The 19,639-nt window shown below is 61.5% G+C and carries 12 protein-coding genes; 8 read left to right on the forward strand and 4 right to left on the reverse strand.

Features of this window, described 5'->3' with window-relative positions:
- Positions 1-2: 2 nt before the first annotated feature.
- The gene (gene hemE, locus ALVIN_RS15410; protein WP_012972253.1) at positions 3-1,067 is read right to left on the reverse strand and encodes a uroporphyrinogen decarboxylase; all 1,065 of its coding nucleotides are present in this window, start codon (positions 1,065-1,067) and stop codon (positions 3-5) included.
- 245 nt (positions 1,068-1,312) lie between these two features.
- Here hemE and ALVIN_RS15415 point away from each other — a divergent pair, with 245 nt between their 5' ends.
- From ALVIN_RS15415 to ALVIN_RS15430, 4 genes are all read left to right on the forward strand, one after another.
- Positions 1,313-1,873, forward strand: coding sequence for a cytochrome b (locus ALVIN_RS15415; RefSeq protein WP_012972254.1), 561 nt, complete (start codon positions 1,313-1,315; stop codon positions 1,871-1,873).
- Positions 1,874-1,961: 88 nt separating this feature from the next.
- Entirely contained in the window at positions 1,962-5,564 is a 3,603-nt protein-coding gene (gene recC, locus ALVIN_RS15420; RefSeq protein ID WP_012972255.1) for an exodeoxyribonuclease V subunit gamma, read from the forward strand.
- Between the two features lie 12 nt (positions 5,565-5,576).
- On the forward strand, positions 5,577-5,801 hold the full coding sequence (locus ALVIN_RS15425; RefSeq protein WP_012972256.1) for an antitoxin MazE family protein: 225 nt from the start codon (positions 5,577-5,579) through the stop codon (positions 5,799-5,801).
- Positions 5,801-6,124 carry a type II toxin-antitoxin system PemK/MazF family toxin gene (locus tag ALVIN_RS15430; RefSeq protein WP_012972257.1) on the forward strand — a complete coding sequence of 108 codons (324 nt, stop codon included), beginning with the start codon at positions 5,801-5,803 and terminating at the stop codon, positions 6,122-6,124. Before ALVIN_RS15425 ends, ALVIN_RS15430 begins: the two co-directional genes overlap by 1 nt.
- A gap of 219 nt (positions 6,125-6,343) precedes the next feature.
- Here the strand turns inward: ALVIN_RS15430 and ALVIN_RS17680 are convergent, their stop codons facing one another.
- Together ALVIN_RS17680 and ALVIN_RS17290 are read right to left on the reverse strand one after the other, a co-directional pair.
- Entirely contained in the window at positions 6,344-7,096 is a 753-nt protein-coding gene (locus ALVIN_RS17680; protein ID WP_012972258.1) for a hypothetical protein, read from the reverse strand.
- The gene (locus ALVIN_RS17290) at positions 7,093-8,694 is read right to left on the reverse strand and encodes an RNA-directed DNA polymerase (RefSeq protein WP_223295232.1); all 1,602 of its coding nucleotides are present in this window, start codon (positions 8,692-8,694) and stop codon (positions 7,093-7,095) included. The genes ALVIN_RS17680 and ALVIN_RS17290 overlap by 4 nt, the downstream gene beginning before the upstream one ends.
- A gap of 129 nt (positions 8,695-8,823) precedes the next feature.
- On the opposite strand from ALVIN_RS17290, the gene ALVIN_RS15435 reads away from it, so the two are divergent.
- Positions 8,824-10,155 (forward strand): IS4 family transposase, encoded by a 1,332-nt coding sequence (locus ALVIN_RS15435; RefSeq protein WP_012969763.1) that lies wholly within the window; start codon positions 8,824-8,826, stop codon positions 10,153-10,155.
- Between the two features lie 82 nt (positions 10,156-10,237).
- On the opposite strand, the gene ALVIN_RS17685 is transcribed toward ALVIN_RS15435, so the two are convergent.
- Positions 10,238-11,119 carry a hypothetical protein gene (locus tag ALVIN_RS17685; protein WP_012972260.1) on the reverse strand — a complete coding sequence of 294 codons (882 nt, stop codon included), beginning with the start codon at positions 11,117-11,119 and terminating at the stop codon, positions 10,238-10,240.
- 408 nt (positions 11,120-11,527) lie between these two features.
- Between ALVIN_RS17685 and recB the strand changes: the two genes are divergently transcribed.
- The 3 genes from recB to ALVIN_RS15450 all read left to right on the forward strand — a co-directional run bounded on the left by recB (position 11,528) and on the right by ALVIN_RS15450 (position 19,618).
- On the forward strand, positions 11,528-15,382 hold the full coding sequence (gene recB / locus ALVIN_RS15440) for an exodeoxyribonuclease V subunit beta (RefSeq protein ID WP_012972261.1): 3,855 nt from the start codon (positions 11,528-11,530) through the stop codon (positions 15,380-15,382).
- A gap of 3 nt (positions 15,383-15,385) precedes the next feature.
- The gene (gene recD / locus ALVIN_RS15445) at positions 15,386-17,608 is read left to right on the forward strand and encodes an exodeoxyribonuclease V subunit alpha (RefSeq protein ID WP_012972262.1); all 2,223 of its coding nucleotides are present in this window, start codon (positions 15,386-15,388) and stop codon (positions 17,606-17,608) included.
- Between the two features lie 156 nt (positions 17,609-17,764).
- On the forward strand, positions 17,765-19,618 hold the full coding sequence (locus ALVIN_RS15450; RefSeq protein ID WP_012972263.1) for a polysaccharide biosynthesis protein: 1,854 nt from the start codon (positions 17,765-17,767) through the stop codon (positions 19,616-19,618).
- The last annotated feature ends 21 nt before the right edge of the window (positions 19,619-19,639 follow it).

Here is a 19,639-nt window from a genome sequence, read left to right on the forward strand (position 1 = left end):
GATCAGGCGTGATAGGCGCGGCTGAGCTCGTGCACGGCAGAGATCATGGCCGCCGGGCGCTCGGGATCGACGTCCGGGGTGATGCCGTGGCCCAGGTTGAAGACATGGCCCGAGCCGTGACCGTAGCTGGCCAGGACGCGCGCGACCTCTTCGCGGATGCGCTCGGGCGAGGCGTAGAGGGTGCAGGGGTCCATGTTGCCCTGGAGCGCAACCCGATCCTCGACCAGTCGGCGCGCATCGGCCAGATCCGTGGTCCAGTCGACGCCGAGCGCGTCACAGCCGGTCTTGGCCATGTCGCCCAGCCACTGACCGCCGTTCTTGGTGAACAGGATCACCGGCACCTTGCGCCCCTCGGCCTCGCGGGTCAGACCCTCGACCACGCGCTGCATGTAGGCCAGCGAGAACTCGCGATAGTTGGCCGGCGCCAGCGAGCCGCCCCAGGTGTCGAAGATCATGGTCGCCTGCGCACCGCGCGCGACCTGGGCGTTGAGATAGGTCGTCACCGAGTCGGCGACCTTCTCCAGCAGACGGTGCAGCAGCGCCGGCTGGTCGAACATCATCGCCTTGATCTTGGAGAAGTTCTTGCTGCCGCCGCCCTCGACCATGTAGGTCGCCAGGGTCCAGGGGCTGCCGGAGAAGCCGATCAGCGGCACCCGGCCGTTCAGGGCGCCACGAATGGTGGAGACGGCGTCCATCACGTACTTCAGCTCGCCTTCCGGGTCCGGGATCGGCAGTTGGTCGACATCGGCGGCCGTGCGGATCGGGCGCTCGAAATGCGGACCCTCGCCTTCGGAGAAGTACAGACCCAGCCCCATGGCGTCGGGCACGGTCAGGATGTCCGAGAACAGGATGGCGGCGTCGAGCGGGTAGCGGTCGAGCGGCTGGAGCGTGACCTCGCAGGCCAGCTCCGGATTCTTGCACAGATCCATGAAGCTGCCGGCCTTGGCGCGCGTGGCGCGGTACTCGGGCAGATAGCGTCCGGCCTGGCGCATCATCCAAACCGGCGTGTAGTCAACGGGTTCGCGCAGCAGCGCGCGCAGGAAGGTGTCGTTTTGCAGCTGGGTCATGAATCGGGCTCGATCTGAGTGTGGTGAAAAACCATGGGTCGAGCCACGCATTCTACTACGGCCGGACGGCTCAGGGGGTCTTGCGTGTTACGCGAATTGCGTTTTCGCAACGGGCGGCCGGGTGAACATGGCGCTGGAGCCGGTTTGAGCACTGGACGATCCATCATTTCTGTCGATTCGTATGCGATCATTGGCCTTCCATGACGTTCCACTCAATGCTCATCCACTCACAGGATCGACACGCCATGCCACAACACGCACAAACCCAGCACTATGACCTGATCTCCCAGCTCTTCCACTGGCTCGTGGTGGCGCTGCTGATTGGACTCATCACCACTTTCTACATACACGACCTCACACCTGATACATCCGCGCTGCATCTGTCGTCGATCAAGCTGCACATCTCGCTCGGTCTCCTGATCTTTGTCGTGGTGATCGCCCGGATCGGCTGGTCGCGGCTGGTCGGCAAACCTGAGCCGGTCTCCCAGTGGCGCATCCTCCAGTTCGCCGGCAAGGCGTTCCATGTCCTGCTCAATCTGGCGACCCTGCTGATCCCCATTTCGGGTTTTCTGCGTGTGGCTTCGAAGGATCGATCCGCCGAATTCTTCGGGCTGTTCCAGATCCCCTCGCCCATTGGCGAGGTACCGGCACTGAACGATCTCATGCACATCCTGCACGGCCAGCCCATGGAGATCCTGCTCTACTGTCTCGTCGGTCTGCATGTGGCGGCCGCACTGTGGCACCAGTACATCCTGCGTGATCACGCCCTGGAGCGCATGCTGCCCTGGGCGCGCCGCGCGGCCTGACCGAACGGACCCGCACAACAGGATCGTGGAGCACGGCGGCCGGGCCTGAGACGCCGGCTCCACGACTCGAACCGCACCGGATCGAACCATGCACCCTGAAGATCTCTCCCCAGCGGCCGATTGGCCGACCGGCTTCATGCTGATCCAGGGCAACCGGCTGGAGGAGTTGCGAGGATTGCTGGTGGCCTGGATGCACCGTCATCCGCTCGCGCCGCTGGAGAACGAAACCATCCTGGTGCAGAGCAACGGCATCGCGCAGTGGCTCAAGCTGGCTCTGGCCGCCACGCCAACGTCTGACGACCGTGATGCCATCACGGGGGGCCAGGGAATCGCCGCCGCACTGGACGTGATGTTGCCGGCGCGTTTCATCTGGCGCGTCTACCGCGCCGTGCTCGGCGATCTGCCCGAGACCTCGCCCTTCGACAAGGCTCCGCTGACCTGGCGGCTGTATCGTCTGCTCGAACGGCTCACAGGGGTGGCGCCGCTCCAGTCGAGCGACACCCGCTTCGATGCGCTCGACCCGCTGCGCGGCTTTCTCGCGGTCGATGGCCAGGAGGCCGCCCCGCGCCGGCGCTATCAGCTCGCCGAACGGCTCGCGGACCTGTTCGATCAGTATCAGGTCTATCGGGCCGACTGGCTGGAGGCCTGGAGTCAGGGGCGTGATGTCCTGATCCGCCCGAACGGCGAGCGGCGGTCGATTCCCGTGGGTCAGGACTGGCAGCCGGTGTTGTGGCGTGCGCTCCAGGCCGACGTGGACGCCGAGCATGGCCCGGACGATCCGCCGCTGCGTCATGCCAGCCGCGCCGAGGTCCATCGGGTCTTTCTGGAGCGTACCAGGGCCGGTCAGGACGCGGACCCGACGCGGATCGCGGCTCTGCGTTCGGTCGAGCTGCCGCGCCGGGTCATCGTCTTCGGTCTCTCCTCGCTGCCGCGCCAGATGCTGGAGGCGCTGGAGGCGATCGCGCCCGTGTGCCAGGTGATGCTGTTCGTGCTCAATCCATGCCGGCATTATTGGGGCGATATCATCGAAGGGCGGGATCTGTTCCGCCATCCCTACCGGCGTCAGACGGCACGCAAAGTGCCCGAGAACCTCGACGAGAGCCGGCTCCATCTCAACGGCCATCCGCTGCTTGCGGCCTGGGGCAAACAGGGACGCGACTATATCCGCCTGCTCGACGAGCAGGACGAGCGGCGCCGCTACGAAGCCTATTTCCAGGGACTCACCGCCCGCGATCAGGGGATCGACCTGTTCGCCTCTCCCGGCACCGGCAGCCTGCTGCACCAGTTGCAGGACGACATCCTGGAGCTGCGTCCGCTCCACGAACGCCAGGACCAGCGGACCGTCATCGACCCCGAGCACGACCGCAGTCTGGAGTTCATCGTCGCCCACAGTCCGCAGCGCGAGATCGAGATCCTGCACGACCGGCTGCTCGATGCGTTCGAGCGCTCGGCACGCACCGACCGTCCGCTCCAGCCGCGCGAGGTGCTGGTGATGGTGCCGGACATCGCCGTCCATGCCCCGCACATCCAGGCCGTCTTCGGCCGCTTCGACCCCGACGACCGGCGCGCCATCCCGTTCCAGATCACCGATCAGGGGCAGCGTCATCGCAACCCGCTGGTCATCGGTCTGGAGCATCTGCTGAATCTGCCGCGCGCCCGCTTCGCCGTCAGCGAGCTGCTCGACCTGCTCGACATCCCGGCCCTGCGCACGCGCTTCAGTCTCGACGAGCCTGATCTGCCGCGCCTGCGCCTGTGGATCGCCGGGGCCAATGTGCGCTGGGGGCTGGATGCGGCCCAGCGTGCCAGTCTCGGGCTGCCCGAGGGGCTGGAGCAGAACACCTGGCGCTTCGGACTGCGCCGGCTGCTGCTGGGATTCGCCAGCGGTGACGCCGGACCCTGGCGCGACATCGAGCCGCACGACGAGGTCGGCGGACTGGAGGCGGCGCTCCTGGGACCGTTGGCGCAGTTGCTCGAACGGCTGGAAGCCTACTGGCAGTGTCTGACCGAGCCGCGCACGCCGGCCGGCTGGAGCGCCCTGATCAGCGCCCTGCTGGACGATTTCTTCATGGAAACGAGCGAGTCCGATGGGGTCACGCTCGCGCGTATCCTGCTCGAACTCGACGCCTGGGAGGCCGACTGCGTCCAGGGGGGTCTGGGCGCGGAACCCATCGCACTGGAGATCGTCCGCGATTCGCTCCTGGCCCGGCTCGATCGGCCGAGCCTGACGCAGCGCTTCCTGGGCGGGGCGGTCAACTTCGCGACCCTGATGCCGATGCGCGCCATTCCCTTCCGCCAGATCTGGCTGCTGGGCATGAACGATGGCGACTATCCGCGTCGGCGCGTGCCGGCCGACTTCGATCTGATGGCCGGCGACTATCGGCCGGGAGATCGCTCGCGGCGTGAGGACGACCGCTATCTGTTTCTGGAAGCGTTGCTGTCGGCGCGCGAGAAGCTGGTCATCGGCTGGGTCGGGCGCGGCATCCGCGACAACAGCGAGCGTCCGCCCTCGGTGCTGGTCGGACAGTTGCGCGATCATCTGGCGGCCGGCTGGCGTCGGCCCGATGGCGACGGCGCCCGGCTGCTTGCCGCGCTGACCAGCGTGCATCCGCTCCAGCCGTTCGGGCGCGGCTATTTCGAGCCGGGGCGGGCGAAGACGCTCTTCACCTATGCGCGCGAGTGGCGGGCGGTGCACGATGGTGCCGGAACGACGGAGGTCAGCGCCGAGCGGCTTGCGCCCTGGTTGCCCGAAACGCCGGTCGATCTCGATCAACTCCAGGGCTTTCTGCGCGATCCGATCATGGCGTTGTTCGATCAGCGCTTGCGGATCAAGGCGCCGGGCGAGGTTGTGGCACCGCCCGATGTGGAGACCTTCGCGCTCGACGGTCTCGGGGACTGGCAGATCAAGGACGAACTGATCAGCCGGACCTTCGAGCCGGGGCTGGACAGGCCGGCGCTGGAGCAGCGTTTGCAGGCGGGTATTGCGCGCTTCCAGGCTCAGGGGCGGCTGCCGGACGGGAGTCTGGGCGAGCGTCTGGGGCGGACGGTCATCGCCTATCTGCCGGTTCTCCATGCCGCCTGGGATGCGGCTCTGAGCGAATGGCCCCGGAGGCTCGATCGTCCGATTCCGGTCATGGTGGAGGTCAATGTACCGGCCGGTCGGCTGGTGCTGGAAGATGTGTTGAGCGATCTGCGCGAGGGCGACGATGGGCGCGGTCAGATCATTCTGCAAACCAGCGGGCTGACCAAGGACAAGCATTATCAGTGGCGCAATACACTGCGCGCCTGGGTGCGGCATCTGGCGGCTCAGCTCGATGGTGAGCCGGTCACGACCCGCCTGCTGACGCCTTCAGGCGATGCGCGTCTGGAACCTGTGCCCGTCGATGAGGCCCGCGAGCGGCTCGAAGCGCTGCTCGTCGTCTGGTGGGAGGGGATGCAGCGGCCGTTGCCGGTTGCGCTCAACGCCGGCATGGCCTGGCTCGACAAGGACGGTCCCGAGACCCTGGAGGATGGCACGGCGCCCGAGGAACTCAAGGCCTGGAACGCGGCCCTTCAAGCCTTCGATCTGGATCACACATACAACGCCTATGTCGGTCGCTGTTACGACAGCTTCGAGGCGCTCTGGTCCGGGGTGGAGTTCGCGCGCTGGGCGCATCGGCTCTATGGCGGTCTGCGCACGACGATCAGCCGCTAGTGGGAGATCCGTATGGCAACCACTCATATCGATGCAAGAGTTCAAAAGCACCGTGACGCGCTACGCAGGTCCGGGCTTCGTCTGGTGCAGATTTGGGTGCCCGATACGCGACGACCGGACTTTGCCGAAGAATGCCGCCGCCAGTCTCGCCTTGTCTCTCAAGCGGACATGGCCGACACGGACATGCCGCAGTTCCTGGATGACGTCTTGTCTGACCTGGATGGTTGGACTGATTGATGCGCGGCGACTTAGTGACCGTCGCCATGCAAGGCGACTTCGGCAAGCCTCGACCTGCTCTGGTGATCCAGGCCGACCAGTTCAATGAGCACGCGACTGTGACTGTGTTGCCGCTGACCAGCGTGCTCGTTGCCGCACCGCTGTTGCGCATCACCATTGAGCCCAGCACGGAAAATGGTTTGCAAAAGCCATTGCAGGTGATGTTGGACAAGGCTGTAACGGTGAAGCGCGACAAGATCGGCGCGGCTTTTGGGCGCATTGATGCCAATGCGATGGTGGAGGTTGAGCGTTGCCTGGCCGTGTTCTTGGGAATCGCAAAATGAGCAAGTCTTCGTCGGCTCCTGAATGGACAAACCTTGCACTGTCCGGTGGAGCTGGGGCTAACGACGTCATGATACAAACACTCAAAGATTAGCGCGACAAGCGCTTCGAACTCTTCAAAAAACGTGTCTACAATCTCAGGGGACTTGACATGCTACGCATAACGCATCGAACACCGGTCGAGCTTAGCGAGGTCCGAGTGCTTCGGCTTGTTACATTTTTCAGAATGCAGTATCAAGTTCAACTCCTCGACTACCAAGAAAGTCTATGATATCAGAGAATAACTCTGAAGTTGCTTTGCCACCTGACGTTCTAAATATCAGATGATCAACAGAAAATCTAAAGCACTGTGCTTTTCTTGGATTATAGAATCCAGCATGAGTCCAGCGTCGCTGCCCAGTCGAAAACTGCAACGCTAGATAAATAAGTAGCTGCTTAATGTCCTGGCCGGATATGTTGCGAGATACTGTTTTAACCTCATACAGTGTGTCATCAATTGAAAGATCTGCTTTGCATACGCCTAAAAATCCTGCGCCGCAAATTGCTGGACTAAACTCGACCTCGCTGCTCTTCTGCATATCTATAAAGTAATCGTATTGCTCGGCAATTAACAAGGACTCATTTATTTCCTCTTCACATAAAACTATCTCCCCATCATCGTTCTTGTATCTTTGCAAAAATGAAACGGTTTTGTCATATGCTTCTTTTATCTTTTTTTTATCGGGCCTGATTTCATCTATCCATAGAGAACTTTCATGGGCTAGCTTTGCAAGTTGAAAAGAGAACTCTGCAACTAAATCATGCTTTTCAACATAAGGGCTTATTGGAACCCTTATAATCTTGGTGCTTGGGCGCTCTGTAAGATCATCTAAGCTTGCCTCATTGAATACCCTAACAAATGCTGGAGTTAAGAGAGGCAAGCATTCATTCCAAAAACCTTTAAAATTTGTAGCTATATTTTTTTCAGAAATCATATCGGGAATTTCATGTTTTTTTGGCTTCTAGAGGAATACCAATCTCTTATTAATATTTCTTGAGGTCGCCACGTATCTTTCGTGTGAGTTCGCCAGTGCTTTCCTTCGTCACCCAAAGCATACGACGCAATTATGAGTGCTCTTTTTTCCCATTCAGTAAACCCACTGTAGTGTCCCTTTACGTCAGTTAACCAATAGTAACAACCCCAGCTTGCCATAACCATTATTACCTGCCTTTTAATTAAGGGCTTTGTGGTATTGTCGAAGATGTCGATAAGTATCTCTTCTTTTGCCAGCGATCTTCGTTTTGATAAAGCTAGCACATAGTAGCTGATGTTTAAATCCACACTCAGGAGTTCCGATTCAGACTCATAAAGCGAAACTAGCTGCCTATCAATATACTCCTGCCCATAATCGGGGATATCATCATAAACTCCTTTTACAGCTCTCATTACTAGAACAAATACGGGTGAAAGAACGGATAGATTTTCCGTTTGTAATAATGTAGATATAGCACCATATTTTTCATGTGGTTCTAGTGCGTAAATTGCATTAATGGCCTGCTTAGTTACAGTTGCATCTATTGTGGTTTTTGAGACCTCCCGCCCCAATATCCCAATAATATCCACATTGTTTATAGCTGCTTTTAAAGCTTCATAATCTTCATCAGCGGTATCTGAGTAGGGGTCGTAACGCAATGAGATGTTGAGCAATTTTTGCTCTTCTTCTGCGAGTGGGTTTGTCTTATCTGCCGGATCAAGCATCCTTGACGTTTCTCTAAATTCCTCAGTCGTAATAATCTTAGTTTTCTTTTTCTGTAAGGATAGACCTTCATTGTGTAATTTTTCGGACAACAGAACCAAGACTTTATATGCATCAGATTTGCTGTTGCAAAAAATAGAATAGTCGTCTGCGTACCTGCAGAATTTAATGTTTCTGCGTGATAGCTGAAGATCTGTTGTTACTAAAGCTAACTCGGCCAAAATTCGAGATGCAGGCCCCCCGACAGGAAGGCCATAGGATACGTTTTTAGAAAACGAAAACAGTAAATCCATTATTTTCTTTGGAGTTTCACCAGCCTTAGGTAGCCTTCGCAAAGCATTGTCGATTCGATGGTGATATATTCTCGGGTAGAAATCAGCAATATCGGTTACGACAACATATTGGTAATCATGACTTATTTCCAAACTTTTCTTTTTATAATCACCCCAAGTGCTAGGTTTGAAAATTTTTGCTGTATTCTGATCCCATTCATATCGATAGGAAAAAACGGATTCTTTTTCTATAGGAACTCTGGAAGATTCAATTTCTTCTGCGATTGATACAACCAAAGCAAGGTAATATGCATTCCAGAAAGGCTCAATTTGCGTGGCCCATCTAAACCCTGTATATCCCACTTGTGTTAATGTGTCTAATGTTGAAGGGGGAGATTGGGCCATATAGTTGTCAAAATTTGCATGAATATCTAAGAGGATTTTTTTGCATTCAGCATGGTTATCAAAAAATAGATGCGTCTCAAATGGAAAAGGAAAAACATCGGTATCTCCATGCTTCGCTATATTATGCAATGCGATATCAATTGCATCTTCGATCTTCATTTGTTTTCCTTGATTTATCTGTCTTCTGGATGACTTGTAAATGTAACGGCAGCCGTAACCGCATCCCATTACACAGAACTTTAAGTGTACGATAGCGAACTGTTTTTCTGAGACATGTTGGAGCACACGATGGGCTGGGCGTCGGAAGAATTGGCCTCGATTGATCTGGGCGACACGCGCCGCGACCGGCGTGCGATCCACTTGATCGAGCGCCTGGCCGAGCATCCGACGGCGAGTATTCCTGGGGCCTGCAACGGCTGGGCGGAGACGCAGGCGGCCTATCGGTTTCTCGGCAGTGAACGCTACGACTGGCTCGACATTCTGGAGCCGCATCGTCAGTGCACGCAGAGGCGCATGGCGGCCTATCCGGTGGTGCTGTGTCTGCAGGACACCACGGAGCTGGACTTCAACGGCCAGACGATCAAAGGACTTGGTCCCTTGAGCTACGAGGCCCAGCGCGGGATGTACCTGCATCCGACCTACGCGGTGACGCCCGAGCGCGAACCGTTGGGTGTCCTGGATGCCTGGATGTGGGCCCGCGAGCCAAAAGACGCCGACGGCCAGCGTCCGGGAGGCCCCGAGAGTGTGCGCTGGAAAGAAGGCTATGAACGGGTGGCGGACCTGGCCAGGGAGTTGCCCGACACCCGCCTGGTCTATGTGGCCGATCGTGAGGCCGACATACTGGACCTGATGGTGCGCGCTCGGGATTTGGCAACCCCCGCCGATTGGCTGTTGCGCGCCAAGCATAACCGCGCGTTGCCCGGTGGCGAGGGCCAGAAGCTGTGGGGACGTGTGCTGGACACTGAACCGCTCGGGGAGGTGCGCTTCACCGTGCCGCCTGGACGCGGGCGCACCGCCCGAACGGTGCGCCAGGAACTCTATGCGCAGCGGGTGAGCCTCTCGGACCGGCGCCAAGGTCACCTTGAGGTCACCGGCGTGATCGCGCGTGAAATTGAGGCCCCCAAGGGCGTCAAACCGATCGAATGGCGTCTGCTGACCAACCGTCGAGCCGACACGCTCGAGGCCGTCGTCGAACTGATCGAATGGTACCGGGCGCGCTGGGAAATCGAGTTGCTGTTCTTGGTGCTCAAGGAAGGCTGTCGGGTCGAGGCCCTGCAACTGGGCACTGTCGAGCGCTTGGAACGCGCTTTCGCGCTGTTTCTGGTGGTGGGATGGCGCATCGCACGATTGATGCGCCTGGGACGCACGGTGCCTGACCTGGAGGCCTCGCTGCTGCTCGAACCCGAGGAGTGGCAAGCGGCCTACATCCTGGCCAAGAAGCCCGTACCCAAGCAGCCCCCGCGACTCAACGACGTGCTGCGCTTGATCGCCCGCCAGGGCGGTTTTCTCGGACGCAAGGGCGACGGCGAACCCGGTGTAAAAACCATTTGGCTCGGTTTGCAGCGCATCAGAGACGTGGCCGCCGGAATCAAATTCGCCAGGGAATCTCATGACTTATGAAGATGTGTGTAATGAGATGCCGTAACCGGCGCATTTGTAGTGAGCGTAGCGAACGAAAAATGCGTCCGAGTTTACGGCCTTGTTATGTGTTTTCTGCATCATGCCGTCTTTGCCAAGCTATAGCTTTCTCTCTATCCAACCACCCTCTACCTAGGCATGTACGGCAAGACCTAGCTTTAGTCAGTTTGCAATCAGGGCAATCGAAGCATTCGTGTTTTGTTAAGTCGATATTTACATTATTTGTTCGTCCTACTCCGTCACACTCGCTACAGAAAACATTAGCTAACGAACCGAGACCTTCGCAAACGAGGCATACGTAAGTAAGACGCTCAGTGCATATGCGATTATCCCTAATGCATTTACTAAGGGTATGGGTTTTGATGGCTTCATATTCTTTAATCTTATGTTTGAAGTACTTGCGAATATTCTTTTTTGTCTCAGCTAAGTTGTCTTTTTGTTCTGGTGATAATTTTATTAGTGGTATTCCGCTACTCCCTAATATTTCTGAATCTCTTCTGTAGGATTTTTTAATTTTATGTTCGATATAGTGCGCATCATGACCATCATATTCTACTCCGAGTGATGCTATGCGTACCGTTCTGCCACTCAAATACAGCACCATCACTAGATCAATCGAATATTTATGCGATAAATACTGAGGTATTATTTCGACTACGTAACTCTTTAGATAAGTTCCATTGATTACTACGGATCTCGGAGATTCCTCTATATTTTCTACTGTTAGTGTATCAAAAATTGAAATTATGTTTGCAACAACTTCTATTTCAGCTTGAGAAGTGTTTTTGACTCCTTGCATGCCAACAAGAGCAATTGCAACTTCTTTCCCAGTTAAGTGTTGTATCTTGTCTAGCAGTCTGTTTTGATTTTTACTAAATTTTGTGGCTATAGCATCTAGTTTATCCAAACCTGTTATCATTTTCTTGGTAAATGTTTGTATGGTCATGCATGAACTGGGCTTCTACACATAACCAGTGATTGGATGGTTTCGGGCTAACCTAACACACGAAATGCAGATTTGACAATATGGCCATGGATAAAAACAGTTCTGCGGGATAACATCCGTAAAGCACAGTTTATCCCGCAGCGTTTTGCCGATGCGGATATCCATCCAGCTCTAGCGTCCCACTTCGATTCATCCTTGACCACCACCAGAATAGCGGAGAATCATCAGCCATATTTTCGCAGCCGGTTGCGGTTCTATCTGGACTTTTGCCGGAAGTACCAACAGGATTCCCCCATCGCTTAATCCACACCGCCTTCGATGCAACGCTCCGGGACACAAGACAAAAACCGTGGAAGCGACAGCAAGCGCAGCAGGCCGTCGCACTATATTGGACACTGTTGACGACCGATGAATACCACGATCCAGCGACTGAACCCGCTCGAAGTCCCCCTGCACGGCTCGCGTCTGATCGAGGCCAGCGCCGGCACCGGCAAGACCTTCACCCTGGCCATGCTCTATCTGCGCCTGGTCCTGGGGCACGGCGGCGAAACGGCCTTCGCTCGCCAGCTCATGCCGCCCGAGATCCTGGTCGTGACCTTCACCAATGCCGCGACCGAAGAGCTGCGCGACCGCATCCGCCGCCGACTGGTGGAAGCCTCACTGGTCTTTCGCAATCAGTCGTCACCCGGTTCATCCGACCCCCTGCTGCTCGACCTGCGCGACCAGATGGCCGGCGGCGATCTCGCACACTCCGCCCGACGCCTGGAACTGGCCGCCGAATGGATGGATGAGGCGGCGATCTCGACCATCCATGCCTGGTGCTACCGGATGCTGCGCGAACACGCCTTCGACAGCGCCAACGCCTTCGAGCAGACGCTGGAGAACGACGACGCCGAACGTCTGCAACACGCCGCCGAGGACTACTGGCGCACCTTCCTGCTCGGACTTCCCGCCGAGCGTCTGGAACCCATACTGGAGCAGTGGTCGCAGCCATCGGATCTGGCCAAGGCGGTCCGAGGTCTGCTGTCCCTGGCCGAGTATCTGCCGCCGATCGCCGACCCGCCGGACGAGATCGTCGGACGCTGTCTGGAGACCCGCCGACACACGATCGCCACGCTCAAGACCGACTGGCGCACGCAGGATCATATCGCCGCCCTGGAGCGACTCTTCGAGCAGGCAGTCAAGAACAAGGCCTTCAAGCAACCCTCGCTCAACAAGACCCACCGCGCCAAGGTGCTGGATGGCTTGCGGGTCTGGCTGGAGACGCCGGATCAGACCGAACCCGACATCTTCGGCGGCCAGTCCTGGCAACGGATGTCATCGCTGGCCATCGCCGAAATCTGGAACGATCCCGCCAAGGCCCCGGTCGACGATCCGGCCTGCCGCGCGCTGGCCGACCTGCATGAAACACTCACCACCCTGCCCGATCCCACCGAGGATCTGCTGACCCACGCCGTCCACTGGCTCAAGAGCCACGTCGAGCGCGAGAAGCGCCAAAGCGCGATCCTGACTCAGAACGACCTGCTGATCCGGCTCGATCAGGCGCTCCAGGGCGAGGTTCGCGAACGCCTCGCCGCCGCCATCCGCCGACAGTTCCCGGTCGCCCTGGTCGACGAGTTCCAGGACACCGACCCGCTCCAGTACCGCATCTTCTCGTCCATCTACGAGATTCAGGCCAATCACGCCGCGACCGGATTCTTCATGATCGGCGACCCCAAGCAGGCGATCTATGCCTTCCGTGGCGCCGACATCCACACCTATCTGATCGCGCGCGCCGCCACCCAGGGCCGTCACTACACGCTGGACGTCAACTATCGCTCCTCGACCGGCCTGATCACGGCGGTCAACGCCCTCTTCGAGCATGGCGAGCGCACCGCCACGCACGGCGCCTTCCTGTTTCGCGAACCGGACGGCCAGGGCAACCCGGTTCCCTTCCATCCCGCGCGACCGCGCGATCAGGCCGAGCGCACCCTGACCATCGACGGCCGGCCCTGTCCGCCGCTCCAGGGCTGGGTCATCCCGCCCGGCCCCAGCGGCAAGCTGAACAAGGACGCCTATCGCGCGCGCACCGCCGAGGCCGCCGCCCGCGCCATCGCCGAGCTGCTGCGGCTCGGACAGGCGGGACGCGCCCTGTTGCCTGTGGGTCAGGACGGCGAACGTCCGCTCGAACCCAGCGATCTGGCGGTTCTGGTCAACAATCGCAACGAAGCCGACGCCATCCGCACCGAGCTGCGCCGGCTCGACGTGGCCAGCGTCTACCTCTCCGAGCGCGGCAACGTCTTCGACACCCAAATCGCACGCGATCTGGCGGTGCTGCTGCGCGCCATCGCCGATCCCTTCGACGACCGGCTGATGCGTCAGGCATTGGCCACCCGCCTGCTCGGCCAGGGCTTGACGGATCTGGACCGGCTCAATCGCGACGAACTCCATTGGGAGACCCAGGGCGAGCGGCTGCGCGACCTCAACGGACGCTGGCGTCGTCAGGGATTCCTGCCCATGCTCTACCGGCTGATCGGCGAGTTCCGGATCGCCGCCCGTCTGCTCGGAACCACGGACGGCGAGCGGGCCATGACGGATCTCCTGCACCTGGGCGAACTGCTCCAGCGCGCGAGCGAGGAACTCGACGGCGAACAGGCGCTGGTGCGTTTTCTCGAAGAAGCGATCGCCGACAGTGACGCGGCCACCGGCGAGACAGCCGAGGCGCGTCAGCTGCGGCTCGAAAGTGATGCGCGTCTGGTGCGTGTCGTCACCATCCACAAATCCAAGGGACTCGAATATCCGCTGGTGTTCCTGCCCTTCATCGCCGACTGCCGGCGCACCCAGTCCAAGGATCGACCGCTCAAGACCCATGACGCCGCGCATCGGCTCCAGGTGCATCTGGGCGGAGACGACGCGCTCGTCGCCCAGGCCGACCGCGAGCGTCTGGGCGAGGATCTGCGCAAGCTCTATGTGGGCCTGACGCGCGCACGTCACGCCAACTGGCTGGGGCTGGGGGCGATCTCGGATCTCGAACACTCGGCGCTCGGTTATCTGCTCGGACTCGACGGCCAGACGGTCGAGTGGTCCGGGGACGATCAGCCTGAAACCGAGGGTTCGGGGAGCGAGGCCCAGGGAACCAGCAACGGCGATCTGTCCGCCCGACTGCGCCGACTGTCCTGCGTGACCCTGATCGATCCGCCCGCCGCCGATCCCGCGCCCTATCAGGCCGAGGCGGAGGTCGAACTCGAAGGCGCCCGCCCCGCGCCCGACTGGCGCCCGCGTGCCTGGTGGATCAGCAGTTACTCGGCGCTGAGCCGGGGCGCGCACCTGGCCGACAGTGAAGATCTCGCGGCCGGCGTATGGGCCGCGTCCGAGACCTCCAGACCCGTATCGCCGGCCGACGCCGTCGAAACGGCCGACGATGAGACGGTGCGCGAGGAACTGGCCGAGACACGCACACCCGAGACCGAGATGCAAACCCGCTCGCTCGGCACCGGCCGGTTGCACGACTTCCCGCGTGGCGGGCGTTACGGCACCTTCCTGCATGGGCTTCTGGAGTGGGCGGCGAACCTGCGTGCTCCGACCCGCCCGACCGGCCCGGCCCGACCGGGCTTCGCTGCCGCGCTCGAAGCCGCCCAGGCCCGCCGCCGGATGCTCACGCAACGCTGCGCCTCCCGCCGGCTGAGCGACTGGGTCGAACCGCTCGATGCGTGGCTGATCGAACTGCTCGACCGCACCTGGCACCTCGACGCGCTCGCTCCACCCGACGGCGCGGTTCCACAACTGCGGCTCGCCGATCTCGATCCGCGTCGCTATCAGGTCGAGCTGGAGTTCTGGATCGAGGCCAGCCGGGTCGACCTGTGCGCGCTCGATCGGGTGATCATCCGGCACACCCTCGACGGCCGCGAACGGCCCGAACTCGCCGGCTCCTATCTCAACGGGATGCTCAAAGGCTTCATCGATCTGGTGTTCGAACACCAGGGACGCTATTACCTGCTGGACTGGAAATCCAACTGGCTCGGTCCCGATGACAGCGCCTACAGCCCGGAGGCCATGCGCGCGGCCATCGCCGAGCGGCGCTACGATCTGCAATACGTCCTCTACCTGCTCGCCCTGCACCGTCAGCTCAAGGCGCGTCTGCCGGACTACGACTACGACCGCCATCTCGGCGGGGCGATCTATGTCTTTCTGCGCGGCGGACAGGCCGCGAGCCAGGGACTGTTCATGGACCGACCGGATCGAGCACTGATCGAGACGCTCGACCGACTGTTTGCAGGAGACTGACCGATGGACGCGAACGCACTGCTGTCCCGTCTGGACGCCTGGACCGAGGCCGGCGCCTTGCGCCGCCTGGATCTGGCCCTGACCCGCTTCATCCGCGACCAGACGCCCGAGACCGATCCGGCCGTGCTCCTGGCCATCGCCCTGACCAGCGAACGCAACGGCCATGGTCACGTCTGTCTCGATCTGGCCGGCGCTCTGAACCGGCCGTACAGCGTGCTGACACACCGGAGCGACTGGCTGACGCCGCCCCCCGGACCGAGCACGGAACTGGCCGCCCTCCTCGCGCCCCTGACCCTGGACGACTGGGTCGCGCGTCTGGCGCGCAGCGGCGCCATCGAGGATCGGCTCGGTCTCGCGTCCGATCCTGGCCTGCCTGCACGACCCGCAGCCGACACAGACGCCCGCCCGAATCATGAACACCCGCCCCTGATCCTCGACGGCGCCCCCGAGCGTCCACTGCTCTATCTGCGCCGTTACTGGACCTATGAGCAACGCATCCGCACGGGCATCGCGGCGCGTCTGTGCCGACCCGTGCCGCTGCCCGAGGACGCCACGCGCGACCTGCTCGACCTGCTCTTCGCCGGGGACGGCTCCGGCACGCCCGGAACCGATACCCTCCCCTGGCAGCGGATCGCCTGCGCCCTGGCCGCGCGCCGTGCATTCGCGGTCATCACCGGCGGTCCCGGCACCGGCAAGACCACCACCGTGGTGCGTCTGCTGGCGCTGCTACAGGGACTGGCGCTGACGGCGGGCGGTCCGCCCCTGCGCATCCGTCTGGCCGCCCCGACCGGCAAGGCGGCGGCGCGGCTCAACGCCTCGATCGCCGCTCAGGTCGATCAGCTTCCCTTCGACCGGCTGCCGGGCGGCCGCGCGATGCGGGCGGCGATTCCGACCGAGGCCGGCACGCTCCATCGCCTGCTCGGCCCCCGGCCCGACAGCCGCCACTTCCGCTATGGCGCCGATCGGCCACTGCCGGCCGACATCGTCGTGGTCGACGAGGCTTCGATGATCGACGTGGAACTGATGTCGGCGCTGCTGGCGGCGCTGCGTCCCGACGCACGTCTGATCGTCCTCGGCGACAAGGACCAGCTGGCCTCGGTCGAGGCCGGTGCGGTGCTGGGCGATCTGTGCCGGCGCGCGCGTCAGGCCCATTACACCCCGCCGACGCGCGACTGGCTGCAACGGGTGACGGGCGCGCGCTTGCCGGACGACCTGATCGATCCGAGCGGACGCCCCCTGGATCAGGCCATCGCCATGCTGCGCCACAGCTATCGTTTCCGCGCCGAGGGCGGCATCGGCGCCCTGGCCGAGCTGGTCAATGCCGGCGTTCTGGACGGCCGGCCGGTGCGCGATCCGCTGGCCGCACTCGACCGGCTCTTCGAGCGCCAGTCCGACCCGAGTCTCCAGACTGATCCCGGTCTCGGGCATCTGCGGCGCCTGCGCCTGACCGGCGAGCCGGACACCCAGCTCGATCATCTGGTGCGCGCCGGTTACTGGCACGGTCTGGATTCGACCGGCGACAGCGGGAGCCGGACGTCTCACGGTGCTGCCGGTCTCGATCCGGTGCCCGGCTATCTGGCGGTCCTGCACCGGGAGCGCCCCGGCGACGACGCCGGCCCCGACGCCTTCGACGACTGGGCGCGCGCCGTGCTCCAGGCTCAGGCCGGCTTCCAGTTGCTCACGCCCCTGCGCCAAGGGCCTTGGGGCGTCGAGGGACTGAACCGGCGCATCCAGCATCTGCTGAGCCAGGGAGCACAGGCGCCGCTCACGGGTGCCGGCGAGCGTCAATGGTTCGAGGGACGCCCGGTGCTCGTCACCCGCAACGACTATGCGCTGGGACTGATGAACGGAGACATCGGTCTCACGCTCCGGGTGCCGTCCCGGCGTGACGGGAGCGCCGGCCGGTTGGTCCTGCGCGTGGCCTTTCCGGCCGGCGACGGCTCGGGCGCCATCCGCTGGATACTGCCGAGCCGCCTGCAGGCGGTCGAGACCGTCTTCGCCATGACGGTGCACAAGTCGCAGGGCTCGGAGTTCAACCACACCGCGCTGGTGCTGCCCGAGGCGTCCAATCCCGTGCTGACGCGCGAGCTGATCTATACCGCCATCACCCGCTCCAAGTCGTCCTTCACACTGCTCTACAGCCGTGAGTCGGTGATCCGCGAGGCGCTCGGGCGGCGGGTGGAGCGGGTCAGTGGGCTGGCGATGGCGCTGGAGTCCGGCTCATGAGCGTTGCCGGAGCTTGCGCTGATCCTTCAGCGTCGCCGTGCTACGATTCTGCAACCGGTCATTGTGCGGATAACGAAGGCGGATGAATATCTCGGAACCCATCGGTCGTGGTCGACCGGCGTTCGATCTCAAACTCATAAGGGTCTCGTCGTCCCGATGACCCGGTGGTTACAGCGCGCCCGCTCGCGCCTGCTGGTGTTCCTGCACGACATGCTGATGATCCCGGCGGCCTGGGGTCTGGCCTATTGGATGCGCTTCAACCTGGCCTATGTGCCGCCTGAGTTCATCGAGGAGGCCGTCGACACCCTGCCGCTGGTGGTGCTGGTGATCGGTCCGGTCTACTGGGCCTTCGGTCTCTATCGGGGTGTGTGGCGCTTCGCCTCGCTGAACGATCTGGTGCGCATCGCCCTGGCGGTGCTGGTCGGCACCGCGCTGCTGCTGTTCGTGCTGTTCGCGCTCAATCGCATGGCCTATGTGCCGCGCTCGCTGCCGGTGCTGTTCGTGATCTTTCAGCTGATGCTGCTGGCCGGGCCGCGACTGCTCTATCGCTGGCTGAAGGATCGGCGGCTGGATTTCAGCGGCGGTCAGCGCGTGCTGATCGTCGGCGCCGGACGCGCGGGCGAAATGCTGGTGCGCGATCTGCTGCGCGATCGGCAGTGCGGCTATGTGCCCGTGGCCTTCGTCGACGACAAGCCGCGCCGTCAGGGCGGTGTGGTGCATGGCGTGCCGATCCGGGGCACGACCGACGACATCCCGCGTCTGGTCGAACTGTTCGGGATCGATGTGATCCTGCTGTCGGTGCCCAGTGCCTCGGCGCAGCAGATGCAGCGGCTGGTCGGTCTCTGCGAAGCGGCCGGACGCCCGTTTCGCACCGTGCCCCAGACCAAGGAGCTGATGGCCGGGCGCGTGGCGGTGAATCAATTACGGGCGGTCTCGATCGAGGATCTGCTGGGACGCGATCCTGTGACCCTGGACTGGGCCTCGATCGAACAGGGACTGGCCGGGCGTGTGGTCCTGGTCAGCGGGGCGGGAGGCTCGATCGGCTCGGAGCTGTGCCGTCAGTTGTGCCGCTGCGCGCCGCGCCTGCTCATTCTGGTCGATCACAGCGAATACAACCTCTATCGCATCGAGACCGAGCTACTGGACGGACCCGAGCCGCCGCCCTTGTCGCGCCATCTGATCGATGTGACCAACGCGACGGCGCTCGACCGGCTCTTCGCGCAGCGGCGTCCCGATGTGGTGTTCCATGCGGCGGCCTACAAGCACGTTCCGCTGTTGCAGGATCAGGTGCTGGCGGCACTCGATAACAATGTACTGGGGACGCGCACCATCGCGGCCGCCGCCGACGCCTGGGGCTGCGAGCGTTTCGTGCTGATCTCGACCGACAAGGCGGTCAATCCGACCAATGTGATGGGGGCGAGCAAGCGCTTCGCGGAGCTGATCTGTCAGGACATGCAGCGGCGCTCGGCCTGTCGCTTCATGACGGTGCGCTTCGGCAATGTGCTGGGGTCGGCCGGGAGCGTGGTGCCGCGCTTCCAGCAGCAGATCGAGCGTGGCGGGCCGCTGACCGTGACCCATCCCGAGATCGAGCGCTTCTTCATGACCATTCCGGAGGCCTGTCAGCTCATCATGCAGGCGGCCGTGATCGGCCAGGGCGGCGAGACCTTCGTGCTCGACATGGGCGAGCCGGTGAAGATCCGCTATCTGGCCGAGCAGATGATCCGGCTGTCGGGGCGTGAGCCGGGACGCGACATTCGCATCGAATACACAGGTCTGCGTCCGGGTGAGAAGTTGTACGAAGAGTTGTTCTATCCGACCGAGGGTTTTGCCGACACGCCGCATCCACGCATCCACATCGCGCGCTGTGCCGAGATCCTGGAGGCCGGCGTGCTCGCGGCGGCGCTCAGTGAGTTGAAGGGCGTGTTGAGCGCGCAGGACGAGCACGGTGCCATGGCGCTGCTGACACGCCTGGTGCCCATTGGGGTCGCAGACTCTGACATGCCCAACTGATCCTCGATGACAGCGGTCGTC

Source organism: Allochromatium vinosum DSM 180, assembly GCF_000025485.1.
GTDB lineage: Bacteria > Pseudomonadota > Gammaproteobacteria > Chromatiales > Chromatiaceae > Thermochromatium > Thermochromatium vinosum.

What these genes read in the sequence shown, in the direction of transcription:
- hemE (WP_012972253.1), bottom strand. Translation starts at nt 1,067, where the DNA reads ATGACCCAGCTGCAAAACGACACCTTCCTGCGCGCGCTGCTGCGCGAA.
- ALVIN_RS17685 (WP_012972260.1), bottom strand. Translation starts at nt 11,119, where the DNA reads ATGACCATACAAACATTTACCAAGAAAATGATAACAGGTTTGGATAAA.
- ALVIN_RS15430 (WP_012972257.1), top strand. Translation starts at nt 5,801, where the DNA reads ATGCGCGGCGACTTAGTGACCGTCGCCATGCAAGGCGACTTCGGCAAG.
- recC (WP_012972255.1), top strand. Translation starts at nt 1,962, where the DNA reads ATGCACCCTGAAGATCTCTCCCCAGCGGCCGATTGGCCGACCGGCTTC.
- ALVIN_RS15450 (WP_012972263.1), top strand. Translation starts at nt 17,765, where the DNA reads ATGACCCGGTGGTTACAGCGCGCCCGCTCGCGCCTGCTGGTGTTCCTG.
- ALVIN_RS15425 (WP_012972256.1), top strand. Translation starts at nt 5,577, where the DNA reads ATGGCAACCACTCATATCGATGCAAGAGTTCAAAAGCACCGTGACGCG.
- ALVIN_RS15435 (WP_012969763.1), top strand. Translation starts at nt 8,824, where the DNA reads ATGGGCTGGGCGTCGGAAGAATTGGCCTCGATTGATCTGGGCGACACG.
- ALVIN_RS17290 (WP_223295232.1), bottom strand. Translation starts at nt 8,694, where the DNA reads ATGAAGATCGAAGATGCAATTGATATCGCATTGCATAATATAGCGAAG.
- ALVIN_RS17680 (WP_012972258.1), bottom strand. Translation starts at nt 7,096, where the DNA reads ATGATTTCTGAAAAAAATATAGCTACAAATTTTAAAGGTTTTTGGAAT.
- ALVIN_RS15415 (WP_012972254.1), top strand. Translation starts at nt 1,313, where the DNA reads ATGCCACAACACGCACAAACCCAGCACTATGACCTGATCTCCCAGCTC.
- recD (WP_012972262.1), top strand. Translation starts at nt 15,386, where the DNA reads ATGGACGCGAACGCACTGCTGTCCCGTCTGGACGCCTGGACCGAGGCC.
- recB (WP_012972261.1), top strand. Translation starts at nt 11,528, where the DNA reads ATGAATACCACGATCCAGCGACTGAACCCGCTCGAAGTCCCCCTGCAC.